Source organism: Syntrophales bacterium (assembly GCA_023228425.1).
Taxonomy (GTDB): Bacteria; Desulfobacterota; Syntrophia; order Syntrophales; family UBA2210; genus MLS-D.
In genome coordinates this window covers 71,540-97,768 of the sequence record JALOBE010000007.1, presented here as the reverse complement: position 1 = coordinate 97,768, position 26,229 = coordinate 71,540, and the positions used below count along the sequence as shown (strand labels likewise).

The 26,229-nt window shown below is 56.2% G+C and carries 27 protein-coding genes, 1 tRNA gene, 3 pseudogenes and 1 riboswitch; of the genes and pseudogenes, 10 read left to right on the top strand and 21 right to left on the bottom strand.

The features are described from left to right. The 6 genes from M0Q23_04275 to M0Q23_04250 form a co-directional block, all read left to right on the top strand. Positions 1-206: branched-chain amino acid ABC transporter permease (locus M0Q23_04275; protein MCK9527856.1), on the top strand; the 206-nt coding region annotated here is incomplete at its 5' end. 38 nt (positions 207-244) lie between these two features. Then, positions 245-1,000, top strand: a complete 756-nt coding sequence (locus tag M0Q23_04270) for an ABC transporter ATP-binding protein (protein ID MCK9527855.1) — start codon at positions 245-247, stop codon at positions 998-1,000. Beyond that, positions 993-1,700, top strand: coding sequence for an ABC transporter ATP-binding protein (locus tag M0Q23_04265; protein ID MCK9527854.1), 708 nt, complete (start codon positions 993-995; stop codon positions 1,698-1,700). The genes M0Q23_04270 and M0Q23_04265 overlap by 8 nt, the downstream gene beginning before the upstream one ends. A gap of 614 nt (positions 1,701-2,314) precedes the next feature. Then, positions 2,315-2,746, top strand: coding sequence for a PaaI family thioesterase (locus M0Q23_04260; GenBank protein MCK9527853.1), 432 nt, complete (start codon positions 2,315-2,317; stop codon positions 2,744-2,746). 8 nt (positions 2,747-2,754) lie between these two features. After that, positions 2,755-3,636, top strand: coding sequence for an alpha/beta hydrolase (locus M0Q23_04255; GenBank protein MCK9527852.1), 882 nt, complete (start codon positions 2,755-2,757; stop codon positions 3,634-3,636). Between the two features lie 44 nt (positions 3,637-3,680). Further along, a complete protein-coding gene (locus M0Q23_04250) occupies positions 3,681-4,466 on the top strand; it encodes an endonuclease/exonuclease/phosphatase family protein (GenBank protein MCK9527851.1) in 786 nt (261 codons plus the stop codon). A 109-nt stretch (positions 4,467-4,575) separates the two neighbouring features. Here the strand turns inward: M0Q23_04250 and M0Q23_04245 are convergent, their stop codons facing one another. From M0Q23_04245 to M0Q23_04205, 9 genes and pseudogenes are all read right to left on the bottom strand, one after another. After that, positions 4,576-4,836 (bottom strand): pentapeptide repeat-containing protein, encoded by a 261-nt coding sequence (locus M0Q23_04245; GenBank protein MCK9527850.1) that lies wholly within the window; start codon positions 4,834-4,836, stop codon positions 4,576-4,578. A 27-nt stretch (positions 4,837-4,863) separates the two neighbouring features. Further along, positions 4,864-5,058: pseudogene (locus tag M0Q23_04240) on the bottom strand (pentapeptide repeat-containing protein). Between the two features lie 108 nt (positions 5,059-5,166). Further along, positions 5,167-5,243, bottom strand: a tRNA-Arg gene (locus M0Q23_04235). Positions 5,244-5,346: 103 nt separating this feature from the next. Beyond that, complete coding sequence (ftcD, locus tag M0Q23_04230; protein MCK9527849.1) at positions 5,347-6,234, bottom strand: glutamate formimidoyltransferase; 888 nt, start codon at positions 6,232-6,234, stop codon at positions 5,347-5,349. Positions 6,235-6,237: 3 nt separating this feature from the next. Beyond that, positions 6,238-6,885, bottom strand: a complete 648-nt coding sequence (locus tag M0Q23_04225) for a serine/threonine protein phosphatase (protein MCK9527848.1) — start codon at positions 6,883-6,885, stop codon at positions 6,238-6,240. A gap of 122 nt (positions 6,886-7,007) precedes the next feature. After that, the gene (gene ftsY / locus M0Q23_04220; GenBank protein MCK9527847.1) at positions 7,008-7,943 is read right to left on the bottom strand and encodes a signal recognition particle-docking protein FtsY; all 936 of its coding nucleotides are present in this window, start codon (positions 7,941-7,943) and stop codon (positions 7,008-7,010) included. 103 nt (positions 7,944-8,046) lie between these two features. Continuing rightward, a complete protein-coding gene (gene smc, locus M0Q23_04215; GenBank protein ID MCK9527846.1) occupies positions 8,047-11,613 on the bottom strand; it encodes a chromosome segregation protein SMC in 3,567 nt (1,188 codons plus the stop codon). Between the two features lie 185 nt (positions 11,614-11,798). After that, on the bottom strand, positions 11,799-12,236 hold the full coding sequence (locus M0Q23_04210) for a universal stress protein (protein ID MCK9527845.1): 438 nt from the start codon (positions 12,234-12,236) through the stop codon (positions 11,799-11,801). A gap of 79 nt (positions 12,237-12,315) precedes the next feature. Further along, entirely contained in the window at positions 12,316-13,170 is an 855-nt protein-coding gene (locus tag M0Q23_04205) for an SDR family oxidoreductase (GenBank protein ID MCK9527844.1), read from the bottom strand. Between M0Q23_04205 and M0Q23_04200 the strand changes: the two genes are divergently transcribed. The 3 genes from M0Q23_04200 (at position 13,169) to thiE (ending at position 15,085) form a co-directional block, all read left to right on the top strand. After that, positions 13,169-13,327: a hypothetical protein gene (locus M0Q23_04200; GenBank protein MCK9527843.1), complete on the top strand. Its 159-nt coding sequence runs from the start codon at positions 13,169-13,171 to the stop codon at positions 13,325-13,327. The two genes, M0Q23_04205 and M0Q23_04200, sit on opposite strands and share 2 nt — an antisense overlap. A gap of 109 nt (positions 13,328-13,436) precedes the next feature. Further along, positions 13,437-13,536, top strand: a riboswitch (TPP riboswitch). A 113-nt stretch (positions 13,537-13,649) separates the two neighbouring features. Continuing rightward, the gene (gene thiM, locus M0Q23_04195) at positions 13,650-14,459 is read left to right on the top strand and encodes a hydroxyethylthiazole kinase (GenBank protein ID MCK9527842.1); all 810 of its coding nucleotides are present in this window, start codon (positions 13,650-13,652) and stop codon (positions 14,457-14,459) included. Further along, positions 14,456-15,085 carry a thiamine phosphate synthase gene (thiE, locus tag M0Q23_04190; GenBank protein MCK9527841.1) on the top strand — a complete coding sequence of 210 codons (630 nt, stop codon included), beginning with the start codon at positions 14,456-14,458 and terminating at the stop codon, positions 15,083-15,085. The genes thiM and thiE overlap by 4 nt, the downstream gene beginning before the upstream one ends. Positions 15,086-15,139: 54 nt before the next feature. On the opposite strand, the pseudogene M0Q23_04185 reads toward thiE, so the two are convergent. From M0Q23_04185 to M0Q23_04150, 8 genes and pseudogenes are all read right to left on the bottom strand, one after another. After that, a pseudogene (locus M0Q23_04185) lies at positions 15,140-16,300 on the bottom strand (FAD-dependent oxidoreductase). Between the two features lie 108 nt (positions 16,301-16,408). Further along, positions 16,409-18,196 (bottom strand): annotated as a pseudogene (gene nuoF, locus M0Q23_04180) (NADH-quinone oxidoreductase subunit NuoF). 58 nt (positions 18,197-18,254) lie between these two features. After that, the gene (locus M0Q23_04175) at positions 18,255-18,632 is read right to left on the bottom strand and encodes a (2Fe-2S) ferredoxin domain-containing protein (protein MCK9527840.1); all 378 of its coding nucleotides are present in this window, start codon (positions 18,630-18,632) and stop codon (positions 18,255-18,257) included. A 9-nt stretch (positions 18,633-18,641) separates the two neighbouring features. Beyond that, complete coding sequence (locus M0Q23_04170) at positions 18,642-19,733, bottom strand: NAD(P)H-dependent oxidoreductase subunit E (GenBank protein MCK9527839.1); 1,092 nt, start codon at positions 19,731-19,733, stop codon at positions 18,642-18,644. Positions 19,734-19,736: 3 nt separating this feature from the next. Then, entirely contained in the window at positions 19,737-20,408 is a 672-nt protein-coding gene (locus M0Q23_04165) for a hypothetical protein (GenBank protein ID MCK9527838.1), read from the bottom strand. Positions 20,409-20,562: 154 nt separating this feature from the next. Beyond that, on the bottom strand, positions 20,563-20,907 hold the full coding sequence (locus tag M0Q23_04160; GenBank protein ID MCK9527837.1) for a DRTGG domain-containing protein: 345 nt from the start codon (positions 20,905-20,907) through the stop codon (positions 20,563-20,565). After that, entirely contained in the window at positions 20,904-21,338 is a 435-nt protein-coding gene (locus M0Q23_04155) for an ATP-binding protein (GenBank protein MCK9527836.1), read from the bottom strand. The genes M0Q23_04160 and M0Q23_04155 overlap by 4 nt, the downstream gene beginning before the upstream one ends. Further along, complete coding sequence (locus M0Q23_04150; protein ID MCK9527835.1) at positions 21,335-21,715, bottom strand: DRTGG domain-containing protein; 381 nt, start codon at positions 21,713-21,715, stop codon at positions 21,335-21,337. Before M0Q23_04150 ends, M0Q23_04155 begins: the two co-directional genes overlap by 4 nt. Positions 21,716-22,058: 343 nt before the next feature. Here M0Q23_04150 and M0Q23_04145 point away from each other — a divergent pair, with 343 nt between their 5' ends. Continuing rightward, positions 22,059-22,712, top strand: coding sequence for a TetR/AcrR family transcriptional regulator (locus M0Q23_04145; protein ID MCK9527834.1), 654 nt, complete (start codon positions 22,059-22,061; stop codon positions 22,710-22,712). A gap of 133 nt (positions 22,713-22,845) precedes the next feature. On the opposite strand, the gene M0Q23_04140 is transcribed toward M0Q23_04145, so the two are convergent. From M0Q23_04140 to M0Q23_04125, 4 genes are read right to left on the bottom strand one after another with little or no spacing between them, the layout of a single operon-like run. Then, a complete protein-coding gene (locus M0Q23_04140) occupies positions 22,846-23,565 on the bottom strand; it encodes an ABC transporter ATP-binding protein (GenBank protein MCK9527833.1) in 720 nt (239 codons plus the stop codon). Beyond that, the gene (locus M0Q23_04135; protein MCK9527832.1) at positions 23,562-24,353 is read right to left on the bottom strand and encodes an ABC transporter ATP-binding protein; all 792 of its coding nucleotides are present in this window, start codon (positions 24,351-24,353) and stop codon (positions 23,562-23,564) included. Before M0Q23_04135 ends, M0Q23_04140 begins: the two co-directional genes overlap by 4 nt. Then, positions 24,353-25,309, bottom strand: a complete 957-nt coding sequence (locus M0Q23_04130) for a branched-chain amino acid ABC transporter permease (protein MCK9527831.1) — start codon at positions 25,307-25,309, stop codon at positions 24,353-24,355. The genes M0Q23_04135 and M0Q23_04130 overlap by 1 nt, the downstream gene beginning before the upstream one ends. Beyond that, positions 25,306-26,211: a branched-chain amino acid ABC transporter permease gene (locus M0Q23_04125; GenBank protein ID MCK9527830.1), complete on the bottom strand. Its 906-nt coding sequence runs from the start codon at positions 26,209-26,211 to the stop codon at positions 25,306-25,308. The genes M0Q23_04130 and M0Q23_04125 overlap by 4 nt, the downstream gene beginning before the upstream one ends. Positions 26,212-26,229: the final 18 nt, after the last annotated feature.

The following is a 26,229-nucleotide window of genomic DNA, read 5'->3' as shown; positions in this document are numbered from 1 at the left end:
GCATGGGATCTATCGTGGGCGTCATCATCGGCGCTTTCGTTCTGATTTTGTTGCCTGAGTACCTGCGGGCCTTTTCCGAGTATCGCATGCTCGTCTTCGGTGCCTCCATGGTGTTGATCATGGTGTTCCGGCCTCAGGGGATAATCAGCGGCGTCAGGAAGCGCTATGAATTCAAGGACCGGGAGCCCGTGGAGGTTGCTGAGTGAACGCGGCCGACCCTGTTCTCGACGTGAAAAACCTCACCATGGATTTTGGGGGACTGCGCGCGCTCGATACCATCGACATCCAGGTTCGAAAGGGCGAGATTGTCGCGCTGATCGGCCCCAACGGAGCGGGAAAGACCACTTTTTTCAACTGTATCACCGGCATGTACCGTCCCACGGGCGGAGTGATGACCGCTATCCCCCCCGGGAAAGAGCCGGTTAAGCTCAACGGGCTCAAACCCAACATCATCACCGAACGGGGACTGGCTCGTACTTTTCAGAACATACGCCTGTTTCAAAAGATGACCGTCCTGGAAAACGTCATGGTGGCCCGCCACTGTCGAACCAGGTCGGGTATACTGGGCGCTATATTCCGGGGACCGGCCACGGTTGCCGAGGAGAAGGACATAGTGGAAACATCCTACAACCTGCTTCTGAAGGTGGGCCTGGAGTCCTTCGTTAACGAACTCGCCAATGAACTTCCCTACGGAGCGCAGCGCCGCCTCGAGATCGCCCGGGCCCTGGCTACGGAACCCTTTCTGCTGCTGCTGGATGAGCCTGCCGCGGGAATGAACATTCGGGAGACCATGGAACTGGATCGACTCATTGCAAAAATCTGCGAAGAAGAAGAGCTTTCAATCCTGCTCATCGAACATGACATGAAGCTGGTCATGAATATTTCGAGCCGGATATATGTGATGGACTACGGGAAGATGATAGTCCAGGGTACACCCGGTGAAGTCACCCGGAACCCCACGGTGATCAAGGCATACCTGGGGGGAGAGTTCGATGCTTGAAATCAGGAACCTGCACACCTTTTACGGCGGCATTCACGCGCTCAAGGGTGTGTCCATGATGCTGGATGAGGGTGAGATCGTTACGCTCATCGGCGCGAACGGTGCGGGAAAATCGACGACCCTCATGTCCGTCAGCGGCATTGTTCCGCCGCGTTTCGGAGAAATATGGTTCATGGGCCAGCCGGTTCACCGAATGAGTCCGGAAAAAATATTTTCGCTGGGCATTGTTCACGTGCCCGAGGGTAGAAGGATATTCCCCGAATTGACGGTCATGGAAAACCTGGACATGGGGGCCTATCTGCGCCGGGACCGATCCGGGATCAAGAAGGATATAGACTATATCTTCTCGCTTTTTCCGCGCCTGGAAGAACGGCGTCACCAGATGGGTGGAACTCTGAGCGGGGGCGAACAGCAGATGCTTGCCATCTCCCGGGGTCTTATGAGCCGTCCCAGACTTCTCCTGCTCGATGAGCCGTCTCTCGGGCTGGCGCCTGTTCTGGTACAGCTTATCTTCGACACTATCGCGACGATCAACCGCGAGAGCAGAACCACCATCTTTCTCGTGGAGCAGAACGCCTATCTGGCATTGCGTGTAGCCCACCGCGGTTACGTGATGGAGAGCGGCGTGATCACCATGGAGGATTCCTCCGGCAACCTCCTGGCCAGCGACCGCATCAAGGCCGCCTACCTGGGCCTGTAAGAATTGTCTTATAAACGTCCTCTGGTCGCTGTGAATGCGCGCGGTTCCCGTCGTCATGTCCGTCCGGTGTATGTCAGGGTACTCCTCACCGAATCATATTCGATCATGCAAAAATCCCCCGATTGAGAACGGTAGCGCATGCCCGGGGAGCATCACCCGGTCCAGCCGGGCGGGTTTCTCTCTTGATTCGGATAAAGAGCCGGAAATCGTTTCCGGCCTTTCTTTCGACACGGAGAGACCTGAAGCTCTGCCGTTATGCTGACATATGATCACATGTTCGTATACGGCCGGGAGCCCCCTGTCAACCCCATCGTTTCGACCGCCTCCTTCCGTCATTTCGACCGGAGGGAGAAATCTTTCACGGTGATGATGGAAAATGCAGGCTTTCTCGTCGCTTCGCTCCTCGAAATGGCGGAATATAAACGCTGGCGGTTTCGGAGGAGGGCTGGGGCGCTTTTTACGAGTTCGTCAGGAGGTTTGAGAGGATGCTTTTTTAAATGATTGTCAGAACGGGGCTTTACGATGTATATACACCTGTACCCTGCCGGGGTGCGGCCACTGCCGGGACCGATGCACACTGCGCGGGGGAACGTATCGGAAAGGAGCATTATGTGATGAAGTATGAGCCACGGGATATGGATTTCGAAAAAAGGGTTCGCGACAGTTTTGACCGTCAAGGCTTCATGAAGCTCCTGGGTTTGAAGATGGTAACCGTTGAGCCCGGTCATGTGGTTGTCGAGATTCCCTTCCGCGAAGAGCTTACGCAGCAGCAGGGAAACATCCACGCCGGAGTGATATCGACAGCACTGGACGTGGCCTGCGGCTACGCCGCCTACACCCTGATGCCGCGGGACTCCGACGTTGTGAGCGTCGAATTCAAAGTGAACATGCTTGCCCCTGCCGTGGGAGAGCGGTTCCTCGCTTCGGCACGGGTGTTGAAGTCGGGGAGAACACTTACGGTCAGCACAGCTGAACTGACGGCCGAAAGGGACGGGCGGACCATCCTCATCGCGGCCATGCAGGCCACCATGATGAGCGTGTCGTGAGGGACAGGATGCCTTTTTTTACAACCAATGACCATGTCGGCATATTCTACGAGGACCGTGGAACAGGTCGGTCCGTCGTACTCATACACGGTCTGACGGCGAATCACAGCCATTTCCGAAAACAGATTCCCGCATTGAGCCGTCATTTCCGGATTATTGCCTGCGACCTTCGAGGACACGGTGATTCGGGCCGTCCCGCCGACGGCATCACGATTCCGCGGCTTGCCCGGGACCTGAACGAACTCATAACCTTCCTGGATCTGGCGGAAGTCACCCTCGTGGGATGGTCACTGGGAGGACAGGTTATCTTCGAGTACATCAAGCAGTTCGGCTGCGGAAATCTCCATAAAATCACCATCGTCGACATGGCGCCCAGACTGTTGAAGTCGGAAGACTGGAACTTCGGGTTGAGGGGGCTGAACGGAAGATTCGGCGATTTTACCCATGAGGATAATCTGTCGCTCATGTCCCTCATGTGCGAGGACTGGGAACAGTACTGCCGCCTGCTCGTCCCCCGGCTCTTCAACAGGACGGACATGGACCGGGGGACTTCCATTTTCGAGGACCCCGGTTACCCCTGGAAGGATGATCTGGACTGGCTTCTCGAAGAGGCCCGGCGCAACAGTCCCCACGTGATTCTCTTCCTGTGGATTTCCATGATGATGCAGGATTATCGGCCCCAACTCGCCGGGATATCTGTCCCCTGTCTGCTGGTCTGGGGAGGGGAGAGCACCTACTACGGAGAGGGGACATACGCCTTTATGAAAAACGCTCTCGTCAGATCGCCGGAAGTGAGGTCCGTTGCCTTCGAAAACTGCGGCCACGCGCTTCATATCCAGAATCCCGAGCGTTTCAACAGAATCCTTATCGACTTTATCACGGCACCCTGATCGATCAGCAGCCGTTGTCAGGGTATATCGGGAGCGTTCAGTCCATGAGAGTCATGACCTTCAATCTTCTGTTCGATAACGGTGAGGAGGGGCCCGCCGCCTGGAACAGGCGTCGTGATCTCGTAGTGGAGATTATCCGCCGGTACCGGCCCCACATCCTGGGCACGCAGGAGGGAAAACAGTGGCAGCTGGCCTTTATCGAGGAGCGGCTGTCTCCCGAGTATATCATGATCGCGCCGGACCGGTTATGGGATGACGACGGCCAGTACCCGACTCTTTTTTTCAGCACCGATGACATGGATCTTGTCGGGGCCGACGAGTTCTGGCTTTCCAGGACACCGCGCGTTCACAAAAGCAAAGACTGGGAAAGCGCTTTTCCACGGATGATGAATTACGGGTGCTTCCGGGACAGGTTGTCCGGCGACGAATTCGTCGCTCTGGTGACACACCTGGACCACGTGAGTGACGAAGCACGGCTGGAGCAGGCGAGAATAATCGGCCGGTGGATGGCGTCCAGAAGCGAACCCTGTATCATCATGGGAGATTTCAATGACGGACCCGGATCCCCCGTCCATAGGGTTCTCTCCGGCGGATACCGTGAAATGGTGGATACCTGGCAGGCCCTTTCGAAGGAGGAAGGCGAAAAGAGCATGACCCGCCACGATTTCCGGGGAAACCCGAAAAAATTCCGGATGGACTGGATTTTTCATTCACCCGAATTTTCGGTTCGGGATGCGGTTATTCTTCGTGACAACCGGGACGGCCTGTACCCGTCGGATCATTATCCCTACCTGGCGACACTGGCTTGGGCGGAACAGGACAGACCCTGACCGGAACCATGGCGGGGGAGACATTCCTCCCAGTCCTGTTGCCGGTTTGCCGATGACTTCGGGCAAGGAACGTCCGGAAAGGATCGAACGGGCGACCACTGTTTCCGGGTTACCTGCACTTGCTGATGGAGTTTTCGCCACAGACCGAGCCGTCGATCCAGGTGGCCCCCGTCAGGTTGGTCTTACGCAGCCACAGTCCGAGGCGCTTGATTCCGCTCAGATCGGCTCCCCGCAGATCCGCCCTGGTCAGGTCGGTTCCACGCATGTTTGCTCCCACCAGGATCGCGTTTTGCATATTGGCCCTGAGCAGGTACGCCATGGCGAGATTTGCGCCGCTCATGTCGGTGTTGCTCAAATCACCGTCGGGCATATCGATCCAACCTAAATCCGTCCCCCGCAGGTTGGCGCCGCTCATGTTCGCTCCGTGCAATTTGGCTCGCATGAACGTGGCGCCGCTCAGGTTCGCCCCGCTGAAGTTTGCCCCGTTCAATTTTGATTCCGTGAGGTCGGCGCCGCTCAGGTCAGCCCCTTGAAAATCGATTCCATCCAGGTTACACCGCACGCATTCGCCGGTCTCCAGGAGTCGTTCCAGGTCTGATTGTGCTTCCGCTCCGCAAAGACTTGAACCGACCAGCAGGAAGCATGCAATCAGGGCTGTTGTGGTGGCGAGAAATTTTGTCACGATGTTCTCCTTCGGCAGTGGTGCCCCCGGTGTGATTCGAACACACGGCACACGGATTAGGAATCCGTTGCTCTATCCTTCTGAGCTACGGGGGCGTTCGCTTTCCTTTTCGCAGACGTGAACGTGAGGGAATGGCATCTATCACTATTTGTACCGGGTGTCAATACAGCGCGGGCCCGTCCCGCGCCGTCCGCCTCATCAGAGATGACACTCTATGACGCAGTCGTCTCGAAAATTGCATATCTTGAGGTATTCCGCGGTGGTTCCCGCCAGGGCCGATTCGGGCATGAGGCCGATCAACTCGGATTCGATGACGGCAACGCCACGATTCTCAGCCTCTTCCCGTACCTTGTCGTAGACGGTGATCAGGGGGGTTATTTCGCAGTCCATCAGGTTCATTGAGACCTGAACGATGGCCCTGCTTGCCAGCGGGATACCTATGGCCTGAACGTGAGGCAGGCCACCGCTTGAATGCCTGATGGTCCGGGCTATGTCGCGGGCGATGGCCAGATCGTTCGTGTCAAGATTAATATTGAAGGCAACCAGCGGTTTTCGGGCGCCGACCGCTGTGGCGCCCCGTGCCGGGTCGAATCGCGGTGGCCCCTCGTCGGGCTGCCAGGCCTGATCGGCAAGACGCAGGCGCACATGCTCATATCCCCCCCGTCGTATTGTGGCAAGCAGCCTCCGTTCAGGGGTACGGGCGGCTTCGCCGTAAAAATAAACGGGTACGTTGTTTCGCCGGGCGAATTCCCGGCCGAAGCGATGGGCTGCGGTGACGGCCTCCTGCATGGACGCATTCAGGAGCGGGATGAAGGGGACCACGTCCACGGAACCGATACGGGGGTGCACGCCGCGGTGCGTCCTCATGTCGATCAATTCCAGGGCTCGTTCTGATGCCGCCAGAACCGCCGAAACCAGAGGATCGGGTTCGCCGATGAGCGTGAGGACGCTCCGGTTGTGGTCAGGATCCAGGCTGAAGTCCGCGATCCTCACCCCCTGCTCCTTCGAGGCGGCGCCGACGATTTCCTCCAGAATTTCCCGGCGGCGGCCTTCACTGAAATTTGGCACACACTCTATGGTGGGCATGGATCACACCTGGTAGATTTTTCGGGAGGGCAATTCGATACAGGTCAGGTTCCCCCCGTAGACGGCGCCCGTATCTATGCCTATTTTATCGTCTTCCAGCAAGGGAGACGCGAAGGGCGTGTGGCCGAAGACAACTGTTTTTCCGAAATCATAGGAGGAGTGTATGAATTCACCTCGGATCCAGAGGAGGTCACTCCGGTCCTGCCCGGCCGGATCCGTTCCCGGTCTCAGGCCGGCATGGGCGAAGATGTAATCGTCCGTTTCATAGAGGGGGAGGAGCGTTTCAAAAAACTCGAGGTGAGGCGGGGGTACATCGATGATCCTGTCGTTCCCGTCGTCGCGGTAGCCGTAGGAGAGGACCGTTGCCGTTCCGCCGTTGCGTAAAAACACGTACTCAGCCTCCTTGTCTTGTCCTTCGATGTAGTTCATCAGCATTTCCTCATGGTTACCCAGGAGGCAGGTTACACGCTTGCAGCGTTGCTTCAGATCGATGATACAATCAACAACCTCTTTGGAATGCATTCCCCGGTCAATGTAGTCACCGATGAAAAGGAGCCGGTCGGCGTCTTTGTCCAGGGGCAGCAGGGCGACGAGTTCCTCCAGCATGGTGATACAGCCGTGTATGTCTCCTATGGCGAAAATCCGTTCCATCATCCGATCTTGTCACGCTGACGTATCTCCCTCGTACCGCGTCACGCCGTGTCGTTCCTCCGGGCGGTGTGCCCTGGTGCCCACTCGAGGAGTTCTCCTCCGGAATGTGCCGGTATACGGCACTAGTGCGGTGCCATGAGGGCGTTGACGAACTCCCCGGCGTTGAAGGGACGAAGATCATCGACACCTTCACCCACCCCGACGAAACGGATGGGCAGTTTTAACTCCTGTGCTATCCTTACAACGATTCCACCCTTGGCTGTTCCGTCGAGCTTCGTCAGAACGAGACCGGAGACACCGATTTCGGCATTGAACATTTTCGCCTGGGCCAAGGCGTTCTGCCCCGTTACAGCGTCGAGAACCAGAAGCGTTTCGTGGGGTGCTTCCGGTATTTCCCGGGCCATGATCCGCTTGATTTTCTTCAGTTCATCCATGAGGTTGGTTTTCGTGTGAAGTCGTCCCGCCGTGTCGATGAGAAGGACATTGACGTTCCGTGCCCGGGCGGCTCGAATGGCGTCGAAGACTACCGCCGAAGGATCGCTGCCTGCGGAGTGCTTGATCAGCGGCGCTTCCGTCCGCCGGCTCCATGCTTCAAGCTGCTCAACGGCGGCGGCCCTGAAGGTGTCTGCGGCGGCGAGCATGATGCTGTATCCATCCTGTTTCAGATAGGAGGCAACCTTCCCGATAGTCGTTGTCTTGCCCGTTCCGTTTACACCAACCACCATGACGGTATAGAGCCCGTCTTTCGGAATGTGCAGGGGATGGTCACTCGGTGCGAGGATTGAAATCATGTAGTCCTGCATGACGCCTGTGAGTACTTCCGGACTGTCCAGTTCCGTTCTCTTTGTCCGGAATTTCATTTCCTCAATCAGTTCGGCGGCAAAGGCGGGTCCCAGATCCGCGGCGATGAGCAGCTCCTCCAGTTCTTCATAGAACTCCTCGGAGATATAGCGCTCTCCCACGACGATATCTTCAAGGCCCCGGACAAAACTCGTCCGCGTTTTTGAAAGGCCTTCTTTCAGCCGTGAAAAAAATCCTGTTTTCCTGGTATTATCCATTGCGATTCCTTCCGGAAGGCGGCGTCAATCCGATGCGGTGCCCACCCGAAAAAAGGCGAATCCCGTCCAGGGGAACGGGAAATCGCGGTTCAACGGGGATTCTTCAGTTCATGCTTACCGATACTATCGTTGATATTCCACTCTTCTGCATGGTAACGCCGATGAGGTTGTCGGCGGTTTCCATGGTACGCTTGTTGTGTGTTATGTATATGACCTGCGACTCGCGGGCGATTTCACCTACCATACCGACAAAGAGAGATACGTTGCTGTCGTCGAGGGGCGCATCGGCTTCATCGAGGACCAGAAACGGTGTGGGACGGTACATGAGAATCGAGAAGATGAGCGCAACGGCGGCGAGAGCCTTCTCCCCGCCTGAAAGCAGAGACAGGTTCTGGGTTTTTTTGCCGGGGATTTGAATTTCGATATCCACACCCGTCTCGAGCATGTCCCGTTCGTCGGTCAGATGGAGCGATCCCTTCCCGCCCGGGAACAGCCGGGGGAAAACCTGCTTGAAACAGGCATTGACCCCTTCGAAGGTTTCAGCGAAGCGCTTTCTCGATATCTGGTTGATGCGGTATATGGTCTTCCGGAGTGTTTCCAGGGAGGTTTCCAGGTCCGAGACCTGGCCCGTCAGGAAATCGTGACGTTCCTTGAGCTCCTCGTATTCGCTGAGAGCAAGGAGGTTCACGTCCCCGAAGTCGTCCAGGCGCGCCCTGTCGTCGGCGAGCCGCTTCTCTATATCCTTCCTGCGTTCCTCTCCCAGGGGTTCGAAGCCCTCCACCATGTCTTGAAGATCCTGCTGATATCGTTCCCGGACACCCGCTTTCAGCGTGTCGCACTGCATGGTTGCCTGGTGCCGTTCCAGGGTCAGACGGTTCAGTTCCCGCACCGTGCCGTCAAGATTGTTCCGGGCCGCCTGGAGCAGGGCTTCCGCTTCCCGACGGGACGTTTCGATTGCACTGTGTCGATCCCTGATTGACGAAAGTTCCCGTTCCGCCTTTTCGAAATCGTCGTACAGGACGGCGAGACGTTCCTGGAAGGCCGACTCCTCACGGAGGGCGGTCCGTATTTTTTCCCGGCACTGTTGCATTTCGTCGACGGCAGCCGTTATTCTTGTTTCGATGTCGTCGACACTGTTCTGAAGGGTTCTCAGGGAGGTGAGGCCCGCCTCTCTTCGCTCTTCCAGAGAGGATAGCCCGATTTTCCTGTCCGTGAGGGCCTGTTGTTCTTTTTTAAGCCGTGTGCTGATGTCCTTCCACTGTTCCTGAAGCCCGGCGATGCGATCCCGGTCACTGGAGATTCGAGCCTCGTTGCGCGTCATCTCATCCTTGCTTTCAATAATACGCCGTCCGGCTTCTGCTTCCTCCCGTTCCATGCTTTCCCTGTTGAAGGTGAGTACCTTCATCTGTTGCTCGACCCAGGAGATTTCACCCTCGATTCTTTCCACATCTTTTTTCTTTTCACTGACGAGGATTTCTTTTTCATGGAAGACCTTTCGAAGCCGTTCCAGTTCTTCTTCAAGGCTGTCGATGCTCGAGACGATTTCAGCCTTGACGGCATGTTCCTCCTTCAGATGTTCCCGCAACCCGTCGGTGTCACGCTGAAGCTCTGAAATTTCTCTCTTGCTGCGCAGAAGTGACGGGTTGCTTCCACGGTCGCTTCCGCCGGTGAGGATGCCTCTTCCACTGATGATGTCCCCCTCGGGTGTGACAAAGGTTCCCGTGAATCCGTTTTTCTTCCAGAGTTGTGTTCCCATGTGAAGGTCCGGGATGAGAAGTATGTCTCCGAAGAGGCGCTGGATGAATTTTTTCATGTCCTCGCTTCGGGCGCTGACTATGTCGGTGAGGCGAAGCACCGGGCCGAGGTGTTCCGGAATATCCTCCGGCGATTCACACTGCCGTCCGTCTTCAAGAGGGATGAAACTTCCCCGCCCCGACCCGCTGTGTTTCAGGTAGTCAATAGCCCTGATGCCGTTTTCGTGGTCTTCGACGAGAATGGACTGAATTTTTTCGCCCAGGACGGCTTCCACGGCCACTTCGTATTCACGGGGAACATCAAGCTGGTCGGCAACGAGACCGTAAATCCGGCCTGCCTGCCAGGAGTCCTTGCGGGATTCCTTGAGAATAAAGCGTGTACCTTCACTACACCAGTCAAAACGCTCCTGGATTTCCTTAAGCGAGCAAAGACGGGATGTCTTCAGGCCAAGCCGTTCCTTGAGGTCCTCGATAGCGTCGTCGACGGCGGCAAGCTCCCGCCGCTTGCCTTCCAGTTCTTCCCGGCCCGCCTGCCCCTGTTCTTTGAAACGATCAATTGCAGCCATTTCCGATGTCAGGTCGGCCTTCAGTCCCGCCGCACGGTGCCGGAGAGAATTGACCGTCCCCTGATGGGTTTTAATTTCCCGGGATTCCCGCTCTTTTTTCCTCTTCAGGGTTTCAAGGTCTTTCTCCAAAGAGACAAGAAGGTTTTTAAGGCGGCCCTGTTCCGTTATTGTATCGAAGTGACGGCTCTTTTCACGTTCCAGGGTTTCGGCGGTTGCCGTCTCTTCCTCCGCGAGGCGTTCTACGATTCCTTGCAGGCGGTTCATGTCTTCGCGGATTTCGTCCATGGATTCTTCCGAGGCGGAGAGGTGTGTCTCAAGGGCTTTTATTTCCTCTGTCACGGATCGTCTTCGGCTTCTCAGGGCCTCTGCGTTGCTGTTGCCGACGGTCCTGCGATGTTCCAGTTCGTTGCGGGTCTTCCTGGAAAAGACAATGCTCTGTTCGAGGGTGGTAATGTCGTTTCGAATGGTGAAGAACCCTTCCTGTGCCGTGGAGGCGGATGTTTCAGCTTCTACAGCACCGGCATGGATCTCTTCGATGGAAGCTTCAAGTACGGTTCGGCGTGTTTCTTCACCCATCCGCTGTTCTTCCAGGAGGTCGATCTTCCCTTTCAAGGCTTCCTCACGGCTTTTCAAGCCCAGGAGAAGATCAAGAGAGAGGGCTAATTGTGATTCCCTGACCGACTGCTTCAATGTCTTGAAGCGCTCCGCTTTTTTTGCCTGTCGTGAAAGGGCGTTGAGCCGGCTTTTAACCTCGGAGACAATATCGTTCAGGCGCAGAAGGTTCTGACGGGTGGCTTCCATTTTCCGGCTTGCCGATTCTTTTCGTGAACGGTACTTGGCTATGCCGGCTGCTTCTTCAATAAATTCGCGGCGATCCTCAGGTTTTGATTCTATGAGTCGAAATACCCGTTCCTGTTCAACGATGGAATAGGTTCGAGAGCCCACTCCGGCGTCCATGAAAAATTCACGGACGTCGAGGAGGCGGCAGGGGACGTTGTTTATGGAATATTCGCTTTCTCCATCACGGTAGAGCTTTCGCGAGACCGTGACTTCGGCAAACTCCGCATAGGAGCCGTTAAATTGTCTGCCGTTGTTTTCAAAGGTTATGGAGACATGGGCCATGCTGACTGGTTTGGCGTCGTCACTCCCGTTAAAGATGACATCTTCCATCTTTTTGCCGCGGAGCGTCGTTATCCGCTGCTCACCCATGACCCACCGCATGGCATCGACGATATTGCTCTTTCCGCAACCGTTGGGCCCCACGATGGCGCTGATACCCGGAGAGAAAAGAAGACTTGTTTTTTCCCGGAATGATTTAAAACCCAGTATTTCTATCTTCTTAAGTCGCATCCCACCCTGTCCGCAGAAGATATCACAGCGTTCTTCCGCGAAAACATATCAGAACGAGCCGGTCGTGTAAAGAAAAAACACAACGGAAGGTAGTATGACACAAAAAGGATACTATATATTGTGGTGCCCCGCCGTGGGACACATCGGTACTCAGCACTTCCTGCAGACCGGTCATTCTCCTTCAGCTATTTCTTTACCACCAGGACGGGACATGAGGCGTTCCTGACCAGGTTGTACGAAACGGAGCCGAGGAGCATGGAAGGGAAACTGTCGGCCTTTCCCCGGGCCCCGATGACGATAAGTGAAACAGCTTCTTCTTTCTGAACGCGTAATATCTCTTTGAAGGGATCTCCCCGATCAACTCGCAGGGTCACCTTCAAACCAAGATCCTGGAGTTCCCTTTCAATCTTGCGCATTTCCTTCAGGGCCTTGGTTTCCATGTCGTTGATGATGTCGGATAGATCCTTCGTGGCAAAGCGCGACAAATCGCTTATGCCCCGGCGGTCGATTACGTGGAGTACGATAACTTCCTCCGTGCCGGCTTCTTTGAGCTTCATGACGAAATCGCGCGCCCGGATCGCTTCGGTCGAAAAATCAGTAGGATACAATATCTTTGTAAACATCACGTCCCTCCTTGGTCGAAATGACCGTTCAGAAATTTATCCTGTATCCCGCTGTCTCTCGCGATGGCCGGTGCGTGAATCAGTACGTCAGCACCATGCCTCCGTCAAACAGGAGGTCACCGCCCACCAGATAATTCCCGTGACGTGACATGCCGAAAACAAAGAGGTTTGCCACATCAACAGGACTCATCATTTCCTTGACGCGGGATTTTCCCATCATGACATCACGAACAACCTCTTCATGGGTGATGCCTCGCTGCTCGGCCTGAGAGGGTATCTGTCCCAGTGCGAGGGGGGTTTTTACAAAGCCGACACTGACCGTAAAGGCTCTTATTTTTCCTTCGCCCTCGGCGGCCGTTGATTGAGACAGGCCGCGAAGCCCGAACTTCGTAATGTTATAAACAGGCTTGTTCAGCGTACAGATATGGGCGTGAACCGAGGCCATGTTTCCGATAGCTCCCATGCCGTCGGAACTCTTTCTGATATGGGGGATGACAAGCTGAGTGAGAAAGAAGGGAGCCCTCAACATGATGGTCTGCATAAGGTCGTACATTTTCATGGGAAAGCGCTCAATGGGGTCGATATGCTGAAGCCCCGCTATGTTGGCCAGGTACTTGATGTCGCCAAGTTCGGCCGCCCTTTCGACACAGGTGACCATGGAGTCATCACTGGTCAAATCAACGGTTACGAAAACAGCTTTTCCTCCCAGCTTTTCAGCGAGAGCCACTGTTTCCTTTCCGCCGGCTTCGTTGATGTCCGCGCAGACCACGGTAAGGTTATTCGCGGCCATGGCAAGCGCTACCGCCCGCCCGATACCGCTGGACGCGCCGGTGACGATGCAGACGTTGCCGCTGACAAAGTATGGGTCGTTGACATATAGTATATCGTTTTTGGTGATGACGGGTTCCCGGAGATCAATGGTGCTCTTTGACATGGTACAATCCTTTCTTCAGTTCATCGGTACGAAACAGAAACCGGCGGCCCGCGGCCCTGATCCGCGGGGAGGCACCCGCGGCGGGTCGGCTTTTCGTTATTTCGCCATTGTGGACCATGTTTTGAGCATGGTCAAGAAGAAAGCTCGAAAGGGTTGAGAAGATCGTAAATGAAGTAAAAAACGACCGATGCGGGATACACCGTAAATGGTGGCGATGCATGGAGCGATAGGAGTTGACAAAACCCGGAATCGCCTGTAGGTAATGACTACAAACAAAGGGGTGGCAGGTTGAGGTGCCTGTCTGAGAACATACCCGTTGAACCTGATCCGGATAATGCCGGCGTAGGGAGGAATAGCGGCAACGAGGCAACCCTTTCTCCCGGCAGAGACGAAAGGGTTTTTTGTATTGACGCGAAAGGGGAAAATCAGGAAGAGTACGTGGTGGGAAATAATGACATGCTCGAGGCAGGGAGGTTCAAATGATGGTTACACCGAGGGATATCCATGCGTCACTTGAAGCCATACGCGGTTCCGCTCCGCTTATACACAACATAACCAACTACGTGGCAATGAACAACACCGCCAACGCCCTTCTGGCTCTTGGCGCCTCGCCGGTGATGATCCATGCCGAGGAGGAAGTGGAGGTTATGGCCGCCATGGCATCGGCACTGGTGATCAATATCGGGACTCTCAGCGAGTCCTGGGTAAGGGGAATGTTCAAGGCTTTCCGCCGTGCCGTTGAGATGGATGTCCCCGTCATTATCGATCCCGCGGGAGCAGGCGCGACGGCCTACCGAACCGGTACGGTCCGTCAGCTTATCAAGGACTACAGGCCGACGATTATCCGGGCAAACGCATCGGAAGTGATGGCCCTCCTCGATGATGGAACGAGAACGAAGGGAGTGGACAGCACAGTCGGATCCGATGAGGCTCTCGAGGCCGCTCAGCGTGTGAGCCGGTACCACGGATGTACCGTCTGCGCGACCGGAGCCATTGATTATGTTGTGAACGGTTCCAGGGTGGTTAAACTCTTCAACGGTCATCCGATGATGACACGGGTAACGGGTTTCGGCTGTACGGCATCGGCTTTGTGCGCGGCCTTCGCCGCTGTGGAAAAGGATTCCCTGGCCGCTGCCGTCAAGGCCATGGCGGTGATGGGCATTGCCGGTGAGATGGCCGCCGCGAAATCGGCCGGCCCCGGTTCACTGCAGATGCATTTTTATGATGTCCTGTACGATCTCGACGAGAGGGATATCGAACATTGCCTCAGGATGGAAGAGCAGTCATGAAAGGCGTGTACCTGGTAACGGACAGGGGGCTTTGCGGCGGCAGGTCTCTGGCGGATGTGGTACTGGAGGCGGTGCGGGGCGGTGTCTCCTGCGTGCAGCTTCGGGAGAAGACGTTTTCAACGAGAGATTTTGTTGCCGAGGCGCTGGCGGTCAGGGAGCTTCTTCGCCCATTTCCTGTACCGCTCATCATTAACGACCGGATCGACGTTGCTCTTGCCGGCGGCGCCGATGGGGTGCATATCGGCGGGGATGACATGCCCTATGATGTTGCCCGCCGGCTCATGGGAGAGCGGGCCATTATCGGGGTATCGGTGGAAACCTGGGACGATGTCGAATATTTTCAGGGCCGTGATGTTTCCTATATCGCCGCGAGTCCCGTGTTCGCGACGCCCACCAAGACAGATACCGGAAGACCCTGGGGACTGGAAGGCCTTCGAGCGATCAAATCTTTCAGTCGCCACCCCCTGGTAGCCATCGGCGGGATCAATGAATCCAACGCCCGTGAGGTGGTTGAAGCTGGAGCCGACAGCCTTGCCGTTGTTTCCGCCGTCTGTGCCGCCGACGATCCTGAAAAGGCGGCCCGCCGCCTCCGGGACATCGTTGATGCAGCCACGGCGAAGTCGTAAAAAAGGCCCCCGCGATTCCGTGCGGGGGCCTGTCCTGCCGGTCTTTTCAGACGGTCATATTTCCGCGTCGCACCGCAGACATCGGGATGCTTCCCTGATGGCCGTTTCGAGAGAGTAGCCGAGTTCCACCTCGGCGAAATTCACGATTCTCTGGGCCGCCTCCAGTTCGGGCATTGCCGCCTGGGGCTGTTCCTCGGAGTCTTCGTCGATCTCGAAGGGAACGTCGATCACTTCCTCTTCCGGGGCCTCCCAGGCTGGTTCTCCGTTCTTTGCCCTGATTGTCTCGTCTATTTCGATAGCCGCACGATGTCCCGCCTGGATGGCGCCGATCACCGTCCAGGGGCCCGTCACGGCATCGCCCCCGGCGAAGAATTTCGGATTGGTGGTTTGAGCTTTCAGGCCTTCGGCTATATCAAAGCAGGACCATCTGTTGACGGAAATGCCGCTTTCATTGGGGACAAAACCTGGATCCGGCTCCTGCCCGATGGCGGATATAATGGAATCCACGGCAAGGGTGAATTCGGAGCCCTCCACCGGAACGGGCCGTCGACGGCCGCTCCGGTCGAAATCACCGGGCATCATGCGCCGGCAGGTAATACCCCGCGCCGTTCCATCCTCGACCATGATGGAAAGAGGCGCTACGAAATACTCGATCTTGATTCCTTCATGTTCGGCGGCGATGATTTCCTCTTCGGCGGCGGGCATATCCTCCCGCGCCCTCCTGTAGAGAATGGTTACATCGGCACCGAGACGGCGCGCAACCCGCGCCGCATCTATGGCGGAGTTTCCTCCACCGATGACGGCAACTCGTTCGCCGAGGGTCTTTTCACCCTCGATCCAGGAATTTTCATTGAGGTTGAAGTTCCTGAGGAATTCAACACCGCCGTAAACTCCGGAAGAATCGTCTCCCGCGATGCCCAGGGGCTGGCTCGTGTGGGCACCGGGGGCGAGGTAGATATAGTCGAAGGAGTCGTTGAGTTCACCGAATGATATGTCCCGGCCTACCCTGGTGTTGCAGATGATGTCAACGCCCAGCGCCCTGATGTCGTCGATTTCACCGTCCATCACGTCCCGGGGAAGCCTGTAGGAGGGAATCCCGTAGCGCATCATGCCTCCGGCTTGAGGAAGCTCTTCATAGACAGTAACCTTGTAGCCCCGGATCGCGAGGTCCCTGGCAGCCGTCAGGCCGGCGGGGCCGGCTCCGACAACGGCGATTTTTTCCCTTCGAGAGACCGGTACGGCGGCGATTGCCGGCTTGAGTCCATTGTCGGTAATGAAGCGCTTGATGAATTTGATGGCAACGGCCTCGTCTGACTGCGCGCGGCGGCACTTGGCCTGGCACTGATGATCACAGACCCGCCCGCAGATGGCCGGGAAGGGGTTTGTCCTCAGAAGGATCTTGTAGGCATCGTCGAAACGGCCCGCCCGGACCAGTGCGAGATAGGACGGAACATCCATGCCGACGGGGCAGGCGTTCTGACAGGGAGACCTGAACAGTGCGGTACAGACTCCCGCGGGACAGCGCTTGTCGCGGATGTGAGCCTCGTATTCGCTTCTGAAATAGCGTATGGTGCTGAGTACCGGATTAGCCGCTGTCTGACCGAGCCCGCAGAGGGAGGAATCCCTTATTATGGCGGCCATTTCTTCGAGCAGTTCTATGTCGCCCTCTTTTCCACGGCCCTCACATATGTTTGTCAGGATTTCAAGCATCCGCTTTGTGCCTTCCCTGCAGGGGACGCATTTTCCGCAGGATTCGTCCTGGCAGAAATCCATGAAGAACCGGGCCATATCGACACTGCACATATCTTCGTTCATGACGATAAGACCGCCGGACCCCATGATGGCGCCCAGTTCGGCAACAGTCTCGAAGTCCACGGGAGCGTTCAGGTGCCGGATCGGGATCATGCCGCCCGAGGGTCCACCGAGTTGAGCGGCCTTGAACTTCTTGCCCTTGGGGATTCCTCCGCCGATATCGTAGACGATGGTTCCCAGCGGTGTTCCCATGGGAACTTCGACAAGGCCCACGTTGTTGACATCACCGGTGAGGGCAAAAACCTTGGTTCCCTTGCTCTTTTCGGTGCCCACGGAGGCAAACCAGGCACTTCCCCTGTCGATGATCTGTCCAATATTGGCGAGAGTCTCCACGTTGTTGAGGATGCTTGGCTTTTTCCAGAGGCCCTCCGCGGCGGGGAAGGGCGGTCGTGGACGGGGCATGCCCCGTTTGCCTTCGATAGACGTCATAAGTGCCGTCTCTTCTCCGCAGACAAAGGCGCCGGCGCCCCGGTAGATTTCAATGTCGAAGGTAAACCCTGTCCCGAGGATGTTCGTGCCCAGGAGACCGTATTCCTTCGCCTGGTTGATGGCGATGGTGAGGCGCTGAATCGCCAGCGGGTACTCGGCCCGGCAATAAATGTACCCCTTGGAGGAACCGATGGCCCTGGCGGCGATCACCATGCCTTCCAGAACGGCGTGGGGGTCCGCTTCGAGAATGCTGCGATCCATGAATGCTCCCGGATCTCCCTCGTCGGCATTGCAGAGCACGTACTTGACGTCGCCCTTCGATTGGGCGGCGAACTTCCACTTGAGTCCCGTGGGGAACCCTGCTCCACCCCGTCCGCGAAGGCCTGAGTCGAGAACTTCCTGTATGACCTCCTCGGGTGTCATGTCCGAGAGCGCTTTTGCCATCCCCGAATATCCATCGCGGGCGATGTATTCGTCGATGACTTCGGGATCGATGAGCCCCTTGTTTCTCAAAACTCTCAGCTTCTGGTGGGCGAAAAAAGGTATGTCATGCATCAGGGGAATGCGCTCTTCCGTGACGGCTTCTTTGTAGAAGAGCCGTTCCAGCGGCCGTCCCTTGAGGAAATGTTCATCCACGAGTTCGGGGATATCGTCCTTCTTGACCAGGACGTACATGATCCCCTCGGGATAAACCACCATGACAGGACCAAGGGCGCAGAATCCGTTGCATCCGGTTTCCACGATCCTGATTTCGTCAGTCAGATTCCGCCTGGTCAGTTCTGCGGCCAGGGCCTGTTTCACTTCGACACTGCCCGTGGTATGGCAGCCGGTACCACCGCATATCAGTATATGAGATCGAAAAACCTTCATCGGCTGTCAACCTCCTCTCGTAAGATCGTTCTGTGGAGGGTCTTCCTCATCATTATCATTATTGTTCTTTCCCCCGGGCAAGGACAAAAGGGGTCTGAATCTCGCCCTGGAGAACGTGCCTCCTGAATATCTGGCGCATTTTGTTTTTGTCCACGAGCTGATAGACGATAGGTTCCTCACCCAGGATTTCTACGGTTATCTCCGGTTCCCGGCTGCACAGTCCCATGCACCCGGAGGTCGTCACCATGACATCGGAAACCTGAGCTTCCTCGATTTCCCGCATGAGGGTGTCCATGACCGTGCGCGCCCCCGCGGCGATTCCGCAGGTTCCCATGTGAACTGTTATTCGCACCCTTCGACCACCTTCCCTGAGAGCGTTTTCGGCCTGAACCCGCTCCTTGATTTTTTTCAGGTCCTCGATTTTGAGTTTTGCCATGACTTTCCCTCACTGGTAGTTTTCCAGGATTTGTTTTATCCTGTCGGGCTTGACCCGGCCGTGTACGTCGTCGTTGACAACCACCACCGGACCGAGACCACAGGCACCGAGACACCGGACCGATTCGTAGGTAAAACGCCTGTCCGGCGTTGTCTCGCCCTCTTTGATAGCGAGCATGCGTTCGATATTTTCAGCAATTTTTTTCCCTCCCCTTACATAACATGCCGTTCCCAGGCAGATGCGGATCGTGTTTCGTCCCCGGGGAGTCATGGTGAACAGTGAATAAAAGGTCACCACGCCGTATACCTGGCTCAAAGGCAGGTTCAGTCCCCCGGCAATCCGCTGCTGAACGGGAACAGGCAGGAACCCGAGAAGTTCCTGCGCTTTTTCCAGGACCGGTATCAGTCCTCCCGGTTGGCTCTTGTGGGCCTCGATCGTCGCGTCGAGTTCCTGAATCTGCTCCTGAGAGAATTCTTCCAGAAGCATATCGTCATTAGATTTCATAGGTGGTCCTCCATGGGCAAAACAATAATGCTTTTCATTGTGAATGTCCGGAGAGTCGCCTTCAAGCTCAGCGAGGTTCTCCAGGATAGTGCTTCGAATGAAGGCCATTACGGCTGTGTGCGTAAGCGGCACATCTTCCAGCGAGCGGCGCAGCTCTCTCGTGTCCAGGGTGTAGCTTCGTCCGTTCTTGCTGTGGCAATATACAAAATCAACTTCGGGATTGCCCATCATCAGCGTCGTTAGGGTCTGTTCCATTCTGCCCAGGGGTTGACGGTCCACATGGTTCAGTCTGAACAGCGCTCTCACCCGGGTTCCCCTGTCGGCCTCGGATGTTATGGAAAAAGAACCGCCGGTCGTCTCGGCGGCCTGAGCCAGGAGGGGCAGCCCGAGCCCCACCCTGCGAACCTCCTTGGTCGTATAAAAAGGATCGAGGGCACGCCTGAGCGATTCCCCGTCCATTCCCGATCCGTCGTCCTGTATGTCTATGATCAGGCTGTCGTCGACGGTTGATTCGGAAATACCGATAGAGACAAGCCGCGATCCCGCCCGGGTCGAGTTTTCCACGATGTCGAGAATGTGCATGGAAAGTTCTTCCATGGGCTACTCCAGAATTGCCCGCCCCTCCCGTCCTTCGAAGGCCAGTTTACATTCGGCTATGCCGGCTTCCTTGAGTAAGAGCGTGGTCGTCGCCCGTCCGATGTCGGCAAGACAGTGAGCGTCGGAGGACGAAATGAAGCTGAAACGCTCCAGTTCGGGGTGCAGGGCCAGGAAGGTTGCGGCGTCCGTACGAAAGGAAAGTTCAAGGGCGTCAAGGTCGATATTGTCCGGTATAAAACCGAGCTGTCCAATGATTCCGAAACTTTCCCGATCCACGTGGGCGGCGATGACCAGCCCCCCGAGGTGGTGAATGGTTTTCGTAATGTCCTCGATGGAGAGGGTCGTGGAACCGATGAGAAGCCGGTTGTTGAATCCTTCAACGTCTCCAGCCTCATTGACGATGGCCTGGCACCCGAAGGCGGCTTCATCGTTTTCGCCGGGCAATGCCTGGTAGACCACACGCTGAAGGGCGGTCAGGGGACCTATAGTATCAAAGAGCGCGATCAGGTGCACTTCCTCACGGCTGGTCACTTCCATGCCGGGAAACACCTTGATATCTTTTCCCCGGGCGGCGTTCATTATGTATTGAACGTTTTCGGAAGCATTATGGTCACAGACACCTATGATGTCGAGCCGTGCCTCCAGGGATCGACTGACGAGGGCCTGGGGGAACATGTCCAGTTCCGCACAGGGGGACAGGCATGAATGAATATGAAAATCACACCGGAACTCCCTCAAGTGCATGACAGACGGCCCTTCTTCGTATCCCTCCGCGGCATTATCCGGATCGTGACGGGATGAACGGGAGCCGCGCCGGGAGGGCGTGTGGTCATTCCTGCTCCCCGGCGATCATGCCGTACAGTCGGCCCGCGATTTCAAAGCCCGGCAGATCCGTTACCAGGATGGGAATGCCTTCCCGGGTCGCTTTTTCCAGGGTTTCCCGGTCAGGTTCCTTGCCGAGCGTCAGAATGATGCCGGCGTGTTCCCGCAGGGATGCCACGGCGACGATATTCTGATGGGATTGGCGGGTTATCCAAAGGTGGCCTTTCTTGCTGTTGGCGATTACATCGCTGAGGAGGTCGCCCACGTAGCCGCCTTCCACGCCCCGGTCAAGCTTTTCGTCGCAGCATCGAACCCCCAGGTTCAGCTTCCGAATCACCTCTGCAAGAGTCATCGGTCATTACCCCTCGCTATTGATACTTTGAGGTGAGTGCCCTCGTTAACCGTTGACGCTATCTCGAACCGGTCTGAACAGCTCTTGATATTGCACAGTCCCATGCCCGCTCCGAATCCCATCTGCCGGATCTGTTCCGTTGCCGTCGAGTATCCGGGCTGCATGGCCAGTTCGATGTCTTCAATGCCCGGCCCCTCATCCCGGACATCGATGTTAATATCGCTGTCCGTCACGACCAGGTTGATTATGCCTTTCCTTGCGTAGGATATGATGTTGAGTTCCGATTCGTACACGGCAATCGCCGTTTTTCTCAACACGTCATCCTGTATTCCAAGGGCCTTGAGAATCTTTTTGATTTCTATCGATGCAATTCCCGCGTTTTCGAAATTTCCTCCTTCCACGGAGAAGGTTTTCCTGACGATGTCTTTCATGATCCGGCGCTACTCATTCCCCCGATTTTTTCGATACAGCCCACGATGCCGTTCGCGTACAGGCGGCCCGATGTTTCAAAAAGAATGTAGCCCGTCGACAGAACCGGGATATCAAGTTCCTGGGCCAGCTTCAGGGTGTCTGCAGGGGGAATTTTGCCGCGTACGATTATCAGGGCTGTAGCGTCGAGAATGCTCGCCGTTCGAACGACCTGCGGTGTCGTTAAACCGGTAAGGATGAGGCTGCCCGACTTGGCAAAGGCGAGAACGTCGCTCATCAGGTCGGCGCTGAAGGCGGTTTTGACATCAAGGGCGAGGTGCCGTTCAGTGCCGACAAGGAGAGTTGCTTCCAGGATATCGACTACTTCACCAAGTTTCAACGGGTACTCCTTTCAGACAACGCAACCCTCAAGAGGCCGGAGTGTCGGGGGGCGCCCCGACCGACCCGTAATCGATGCCCCTTGATGCCGGACGGTACGCCTCCCGTTCCGACAGTGAGAAACGGCTTCTTGCTACCACAGGGCGTGGGGCATGTCAATTCTTTTCATCCCGCCTTTCCTCAAATAGCCAGTGATACAAAAATCTTAGCTTCCTGGATTTTTTGCTTGCTATTATCCTGCATTTTGCCTACATTGTGCTGACTCATGGTCATAATATGACCTTAATTCATTATCCTTGCCGCCGGAGGAAGTCAGGCGCGGCAGACGTTCATGAGAGGGTATCATGGTTGGTCCTGAAAAACGAAGGAACCGGGAGAAGATTCAGCGAAAGAAAGCCATTATCAGATCGGCGAGAAAACTCTTTGCCGATTATGGATTCAAGCCCGTTACCGTGGCGAGTATAGCGAAAAAGGCGGAATTGAGCAAAGGTGCCATATACCTGTATTTCAGCAGCAAGGAAGAAATTTACACGCAGATCCTTCTTACCGATATCGAATCCTTTCACCGGGAAATGTCTCGAATCTTTCAGCCCGACAAGAGTTCGTCTCAGATACTGCACGATTTCGCCGATGCCTACATCAACATATTCCTGGCGCAGAAGGAGCAGTTCAGGACCCTCATGAACTTCATGCTCAGCGCCGAAAGTCTGAACCTGTCAAAAGAAACACGCAAACAGCTGATATGGGAGACCAACAGGACTGTGTCACTTATCGAAAAAATTCTTCAATTCGGCGTTGCTTCAGGGGAACTGAAAATAAACAGGCAGGACATGCGCAAACTGCGTAATGTTCTGTGGGGGCTCCTGAACGGCGTTATTTCCCTTCATCTCTTTGTGGGCGATGAAATCAAGCGTGAGGAGAGGATCCGGGCCGGCGTCAGGGAAGGCATGGAACGGATAATTCAAACGCTGAAAAGCGACGTTCCCACCGTTGAGTAATTTCCGGGAAAAATTGAGAACCGATAGGAGTAATGTGCCGATAACCACTCGGTATCTGTGACGAACGCGTAAAAAGCCGAAAAACGTCCGATAGGGGGCGGCTTTGTAAGGGCACTCTTGGAACAGCGGAATGTCAGTGCCCGCCCCCCAGGTAGGCCCTTCTCACGTCAGGGTTGGCCAGGAGGGCGGCGGACGAGTCCTCCAGGACGATTCTGCCCACCTCGAGGACGTACCCCCTGTCGGCCAGTTTCAGCGCGAGGCGGGCGTTCTGTTCTACCAGAACGATGGTTACACCGGAACGGTTGATTTCCCGAATAACCGCGAAGATGGATTTCACGAGAATCGGGGAAAGCCCCAGGCTCGGCTCGTCCAGAAGCAGAATGTTCGGGTTCGCCATAAGGCCCCGCCCGATGGCGAGCATCTGCTGTTCCCCCCCGCTGAGGGTTCCCGCCAGTTGATCGCTTCGTTTCTCGAGAATGGGGAACATGTCATATACCCAGGCAAGGGTGCGCTCGATCATTTCTCTGTCAACGGCGGTGTAGGCCCCCAGGCGTAGGTTTTCCAGTACCGTCAAAGTACCGAAAGTCCGTCGCCCTTCCGGAACCTGCGCCAGCCCGAGTTTGACGATCTGGTGGGCCCCCAGTTTGTGGAGAGGGGTCTCATCGAGGAACACGCCCCCGCCGGAGGGTTTTACCAGGCCGCTGATGGTCATGAGTGTCGTGGATTTGCCTGCGCCGTTTGCCCCGAGAATGGTGACGATCTCTCCCCGGTTCACATAAAGATTGATTTTGTTCAGAACCTGGACATTGCCGTAACACACGTCCAGGTTTTCAACTCTCAGGAGCATGATCAGAACCCCTCGTTTTCATTGTTATCGGGAGAACCCAGATAGGCGTCTATGACATTCCGGTCGTTCTGTATTTCCTCCGGGTTCCCTTCGGCTATCATGACCCCGTGATCCAGGACCGTTATTTTCTCACAGATTTTCATCACCAGGTTCATGTCATGCTCGATGAGAAGTACCGTGATCCCCCGATCGCGGATCTGTGAAATAGTGCGTACCAGGAGTTGGGTCTCATAGTCGTTCATACCCCCGGCGGGCTCATCGAGGATGAGGAACCGGGGCCTGGTGGCCAGTGCCCGGGCGATTTCGAGAAGCCGCTGGTTCCCGTAGGAAAAATTCCGGGCCGCGCTATCCAGGTGGCGGCGAAGACCCACGAAATCCAGTTCGGCCGCGGCGATTTCGACGGCTTCCCGTTCTTCCCGTCGCTGTCGGGGAAGACGAAGCATGGCTGCGATGATTCCGGAACGCATCCGACAATGGCAGCCTGCCAGAACGTTCTCCAGGGCGCTCATGTTCTGAAAAAGCCGGATTGTCTGGAAAGTCCTGGCGATGCCGAGGGAAACGATCCGGTTGGTGCGCATACCGGCGATATCCTGCCCGTCGAAACGAATCTGTCCGCTGTCGGGGTGATAATTGCCGGTTATCAGGTTGAAGACGGTGGTCTTGCCCGCGCCGTTGGGGCCGATCAATCCCATGATGGATCCGCGCTCCACGTCGAAAGACACGTCGTTGACCGCCGCGACTCCGCCGAATGACTTGGTCAGGTTCGTCAGGCTCAGCAAGTTCGGGCTCTCCATCAGCCGCCTCTTTTCGATCCGGCCGGCGCGTTCAGTGTATAGGTCCGCTGTGTCGGGGGCAGAATACCCCGGGGCCGGAAGATCATCATCAGAACCATGGCCGCGCCGAACACAAGCATCCGTGCAACGGCGAACTCCCTGAAAACCTCGGGTAGGCCGATGATCAGAAATGAGCCGAGCAGTACACCCCGGATACTTCCCGATCCGCCGAGTATGACGATGGTAAACATCACCACCGATTCCCAGAACGTGAACGATTGGGGTGACACGATGGTCATTTTTGCCGCGAAGATGGTGCCGGCCATGCCCGCCCAGAACGCGCCCAGAATGAAGGCGACAAGCTTGTAGTGTGCCGCGTCGATGCCGCTCCCCTCAGCGGCGGTGTCGTCTTCCCGAATATAATTCAGGGCCCGACCGAAACGGGAATTTTCAAGACGGTAAAAGAGAAGAATCGTAGCGGCGGCAAAGGCAAGGATCAGGTAGTAGAAGGCATGGGGGGTGCGTATCACGTGGCCGAAGAAACTCGGCCTGCCGATTCCGAAGATGCCGTTAGCGCCTCCGGTGATGCCGAATACGTTGTTTACCAGGGCAATGCGAACGATCTCCACGATCCCGATGGTCACGATGAGCAGGTAGTCGCCCCGGAGGTGAATGATGGGTCGTGCGACCATGAGCGCGAAAACCCCCGCCGTTACGCCGCTCAACGGCATAAGCCAGAGGACGGGAATGCCGAACCGGGTGTTCAGAATGGCCGTGGTATAGGCCCCGATGGCGAAAAATGCCGCGTGTCCCATGTGAAAGAGACCTGCGTAGCCAAGAATGATGTTCAGGCTCAACGCAAGAACAGCATAGATCCCGATGGAATTGAGAACGTCCACCCAGTAAGAATTCAACCACCAGGGGGCGGCCAGCAGGACCGCCACGATGAGTACGTTGATGGTAATGCCCCTGTTCATACCTTGTCAGCCACCCGTTCTCCCAGAATGCCCGTGGGGCGGACAATCAGGATCAGAATCAGGACCATGAAAGAAATGGCGTCCTTCCATGCCAGAGAGATGTAGGTGGCTCCCAGGGATTCAATGATGCCCAGAAGGATGCCGCCGAGCATGGCTCCGGGTATGTTTCCGATGCCCCCCAGGATGGCCGCGGTAAAGGCCTTCAGGCCGTAACCCCATCCCATGGTGAAATTGATCTGACCATAGTAGAGTCCGACCATCATCCCCGCAGCGCCCCCGAGAGCCGGGCCGATGAGGAAGACATACATGATGACCCGGTTGACATCGATGCCCATGAGCCTGGCCGCTCCCTGGTCGATGGCGGCGGCTCGAATGGCCGTGCCCGTTCTGGTGCGTTGGACGAACAGGTAGAGTCCGGCCATCATGACCACCGAAGCGGCAAAGAGGATAATCCTCATCACCGGTATCGTCAGGCCGAAAATCGAGACCGCCGTGACAGGCAACAGATCATGGGGATAGACACGGAACCGGGCGCCGTAGATAAGCATAATGGCGTTTTGAAAAAAAATGGACGCGCCGAGGGCCGAGACCACGGCCGACAGCCTGGGGGATGTCCGCAGCGGACGGTAGGCCGTCCGCTCCAGAAGTTCCCCTATGACCGCGACCAGGCCCATGACCATGATCGTCAGCACGAGAATTCCGGCCAGGGGGCCCAGGTGATCGGTCAGGCCCAGGGACAGGAGCAGGGTGAATCCCAGATAGGCGCCGATTGTAAAAAGATCACCATGGGCGAAATTGATCAGCTTGAGCACACCGTATACCATGGTGTAGCCCAGGGCTATCAGGGCGTAGATACCCCCCACGGCCAGGCCGTTTGTGAGTTGTTCGAAAAAGAGCTGCATGTGATACTCCCCGGCCGG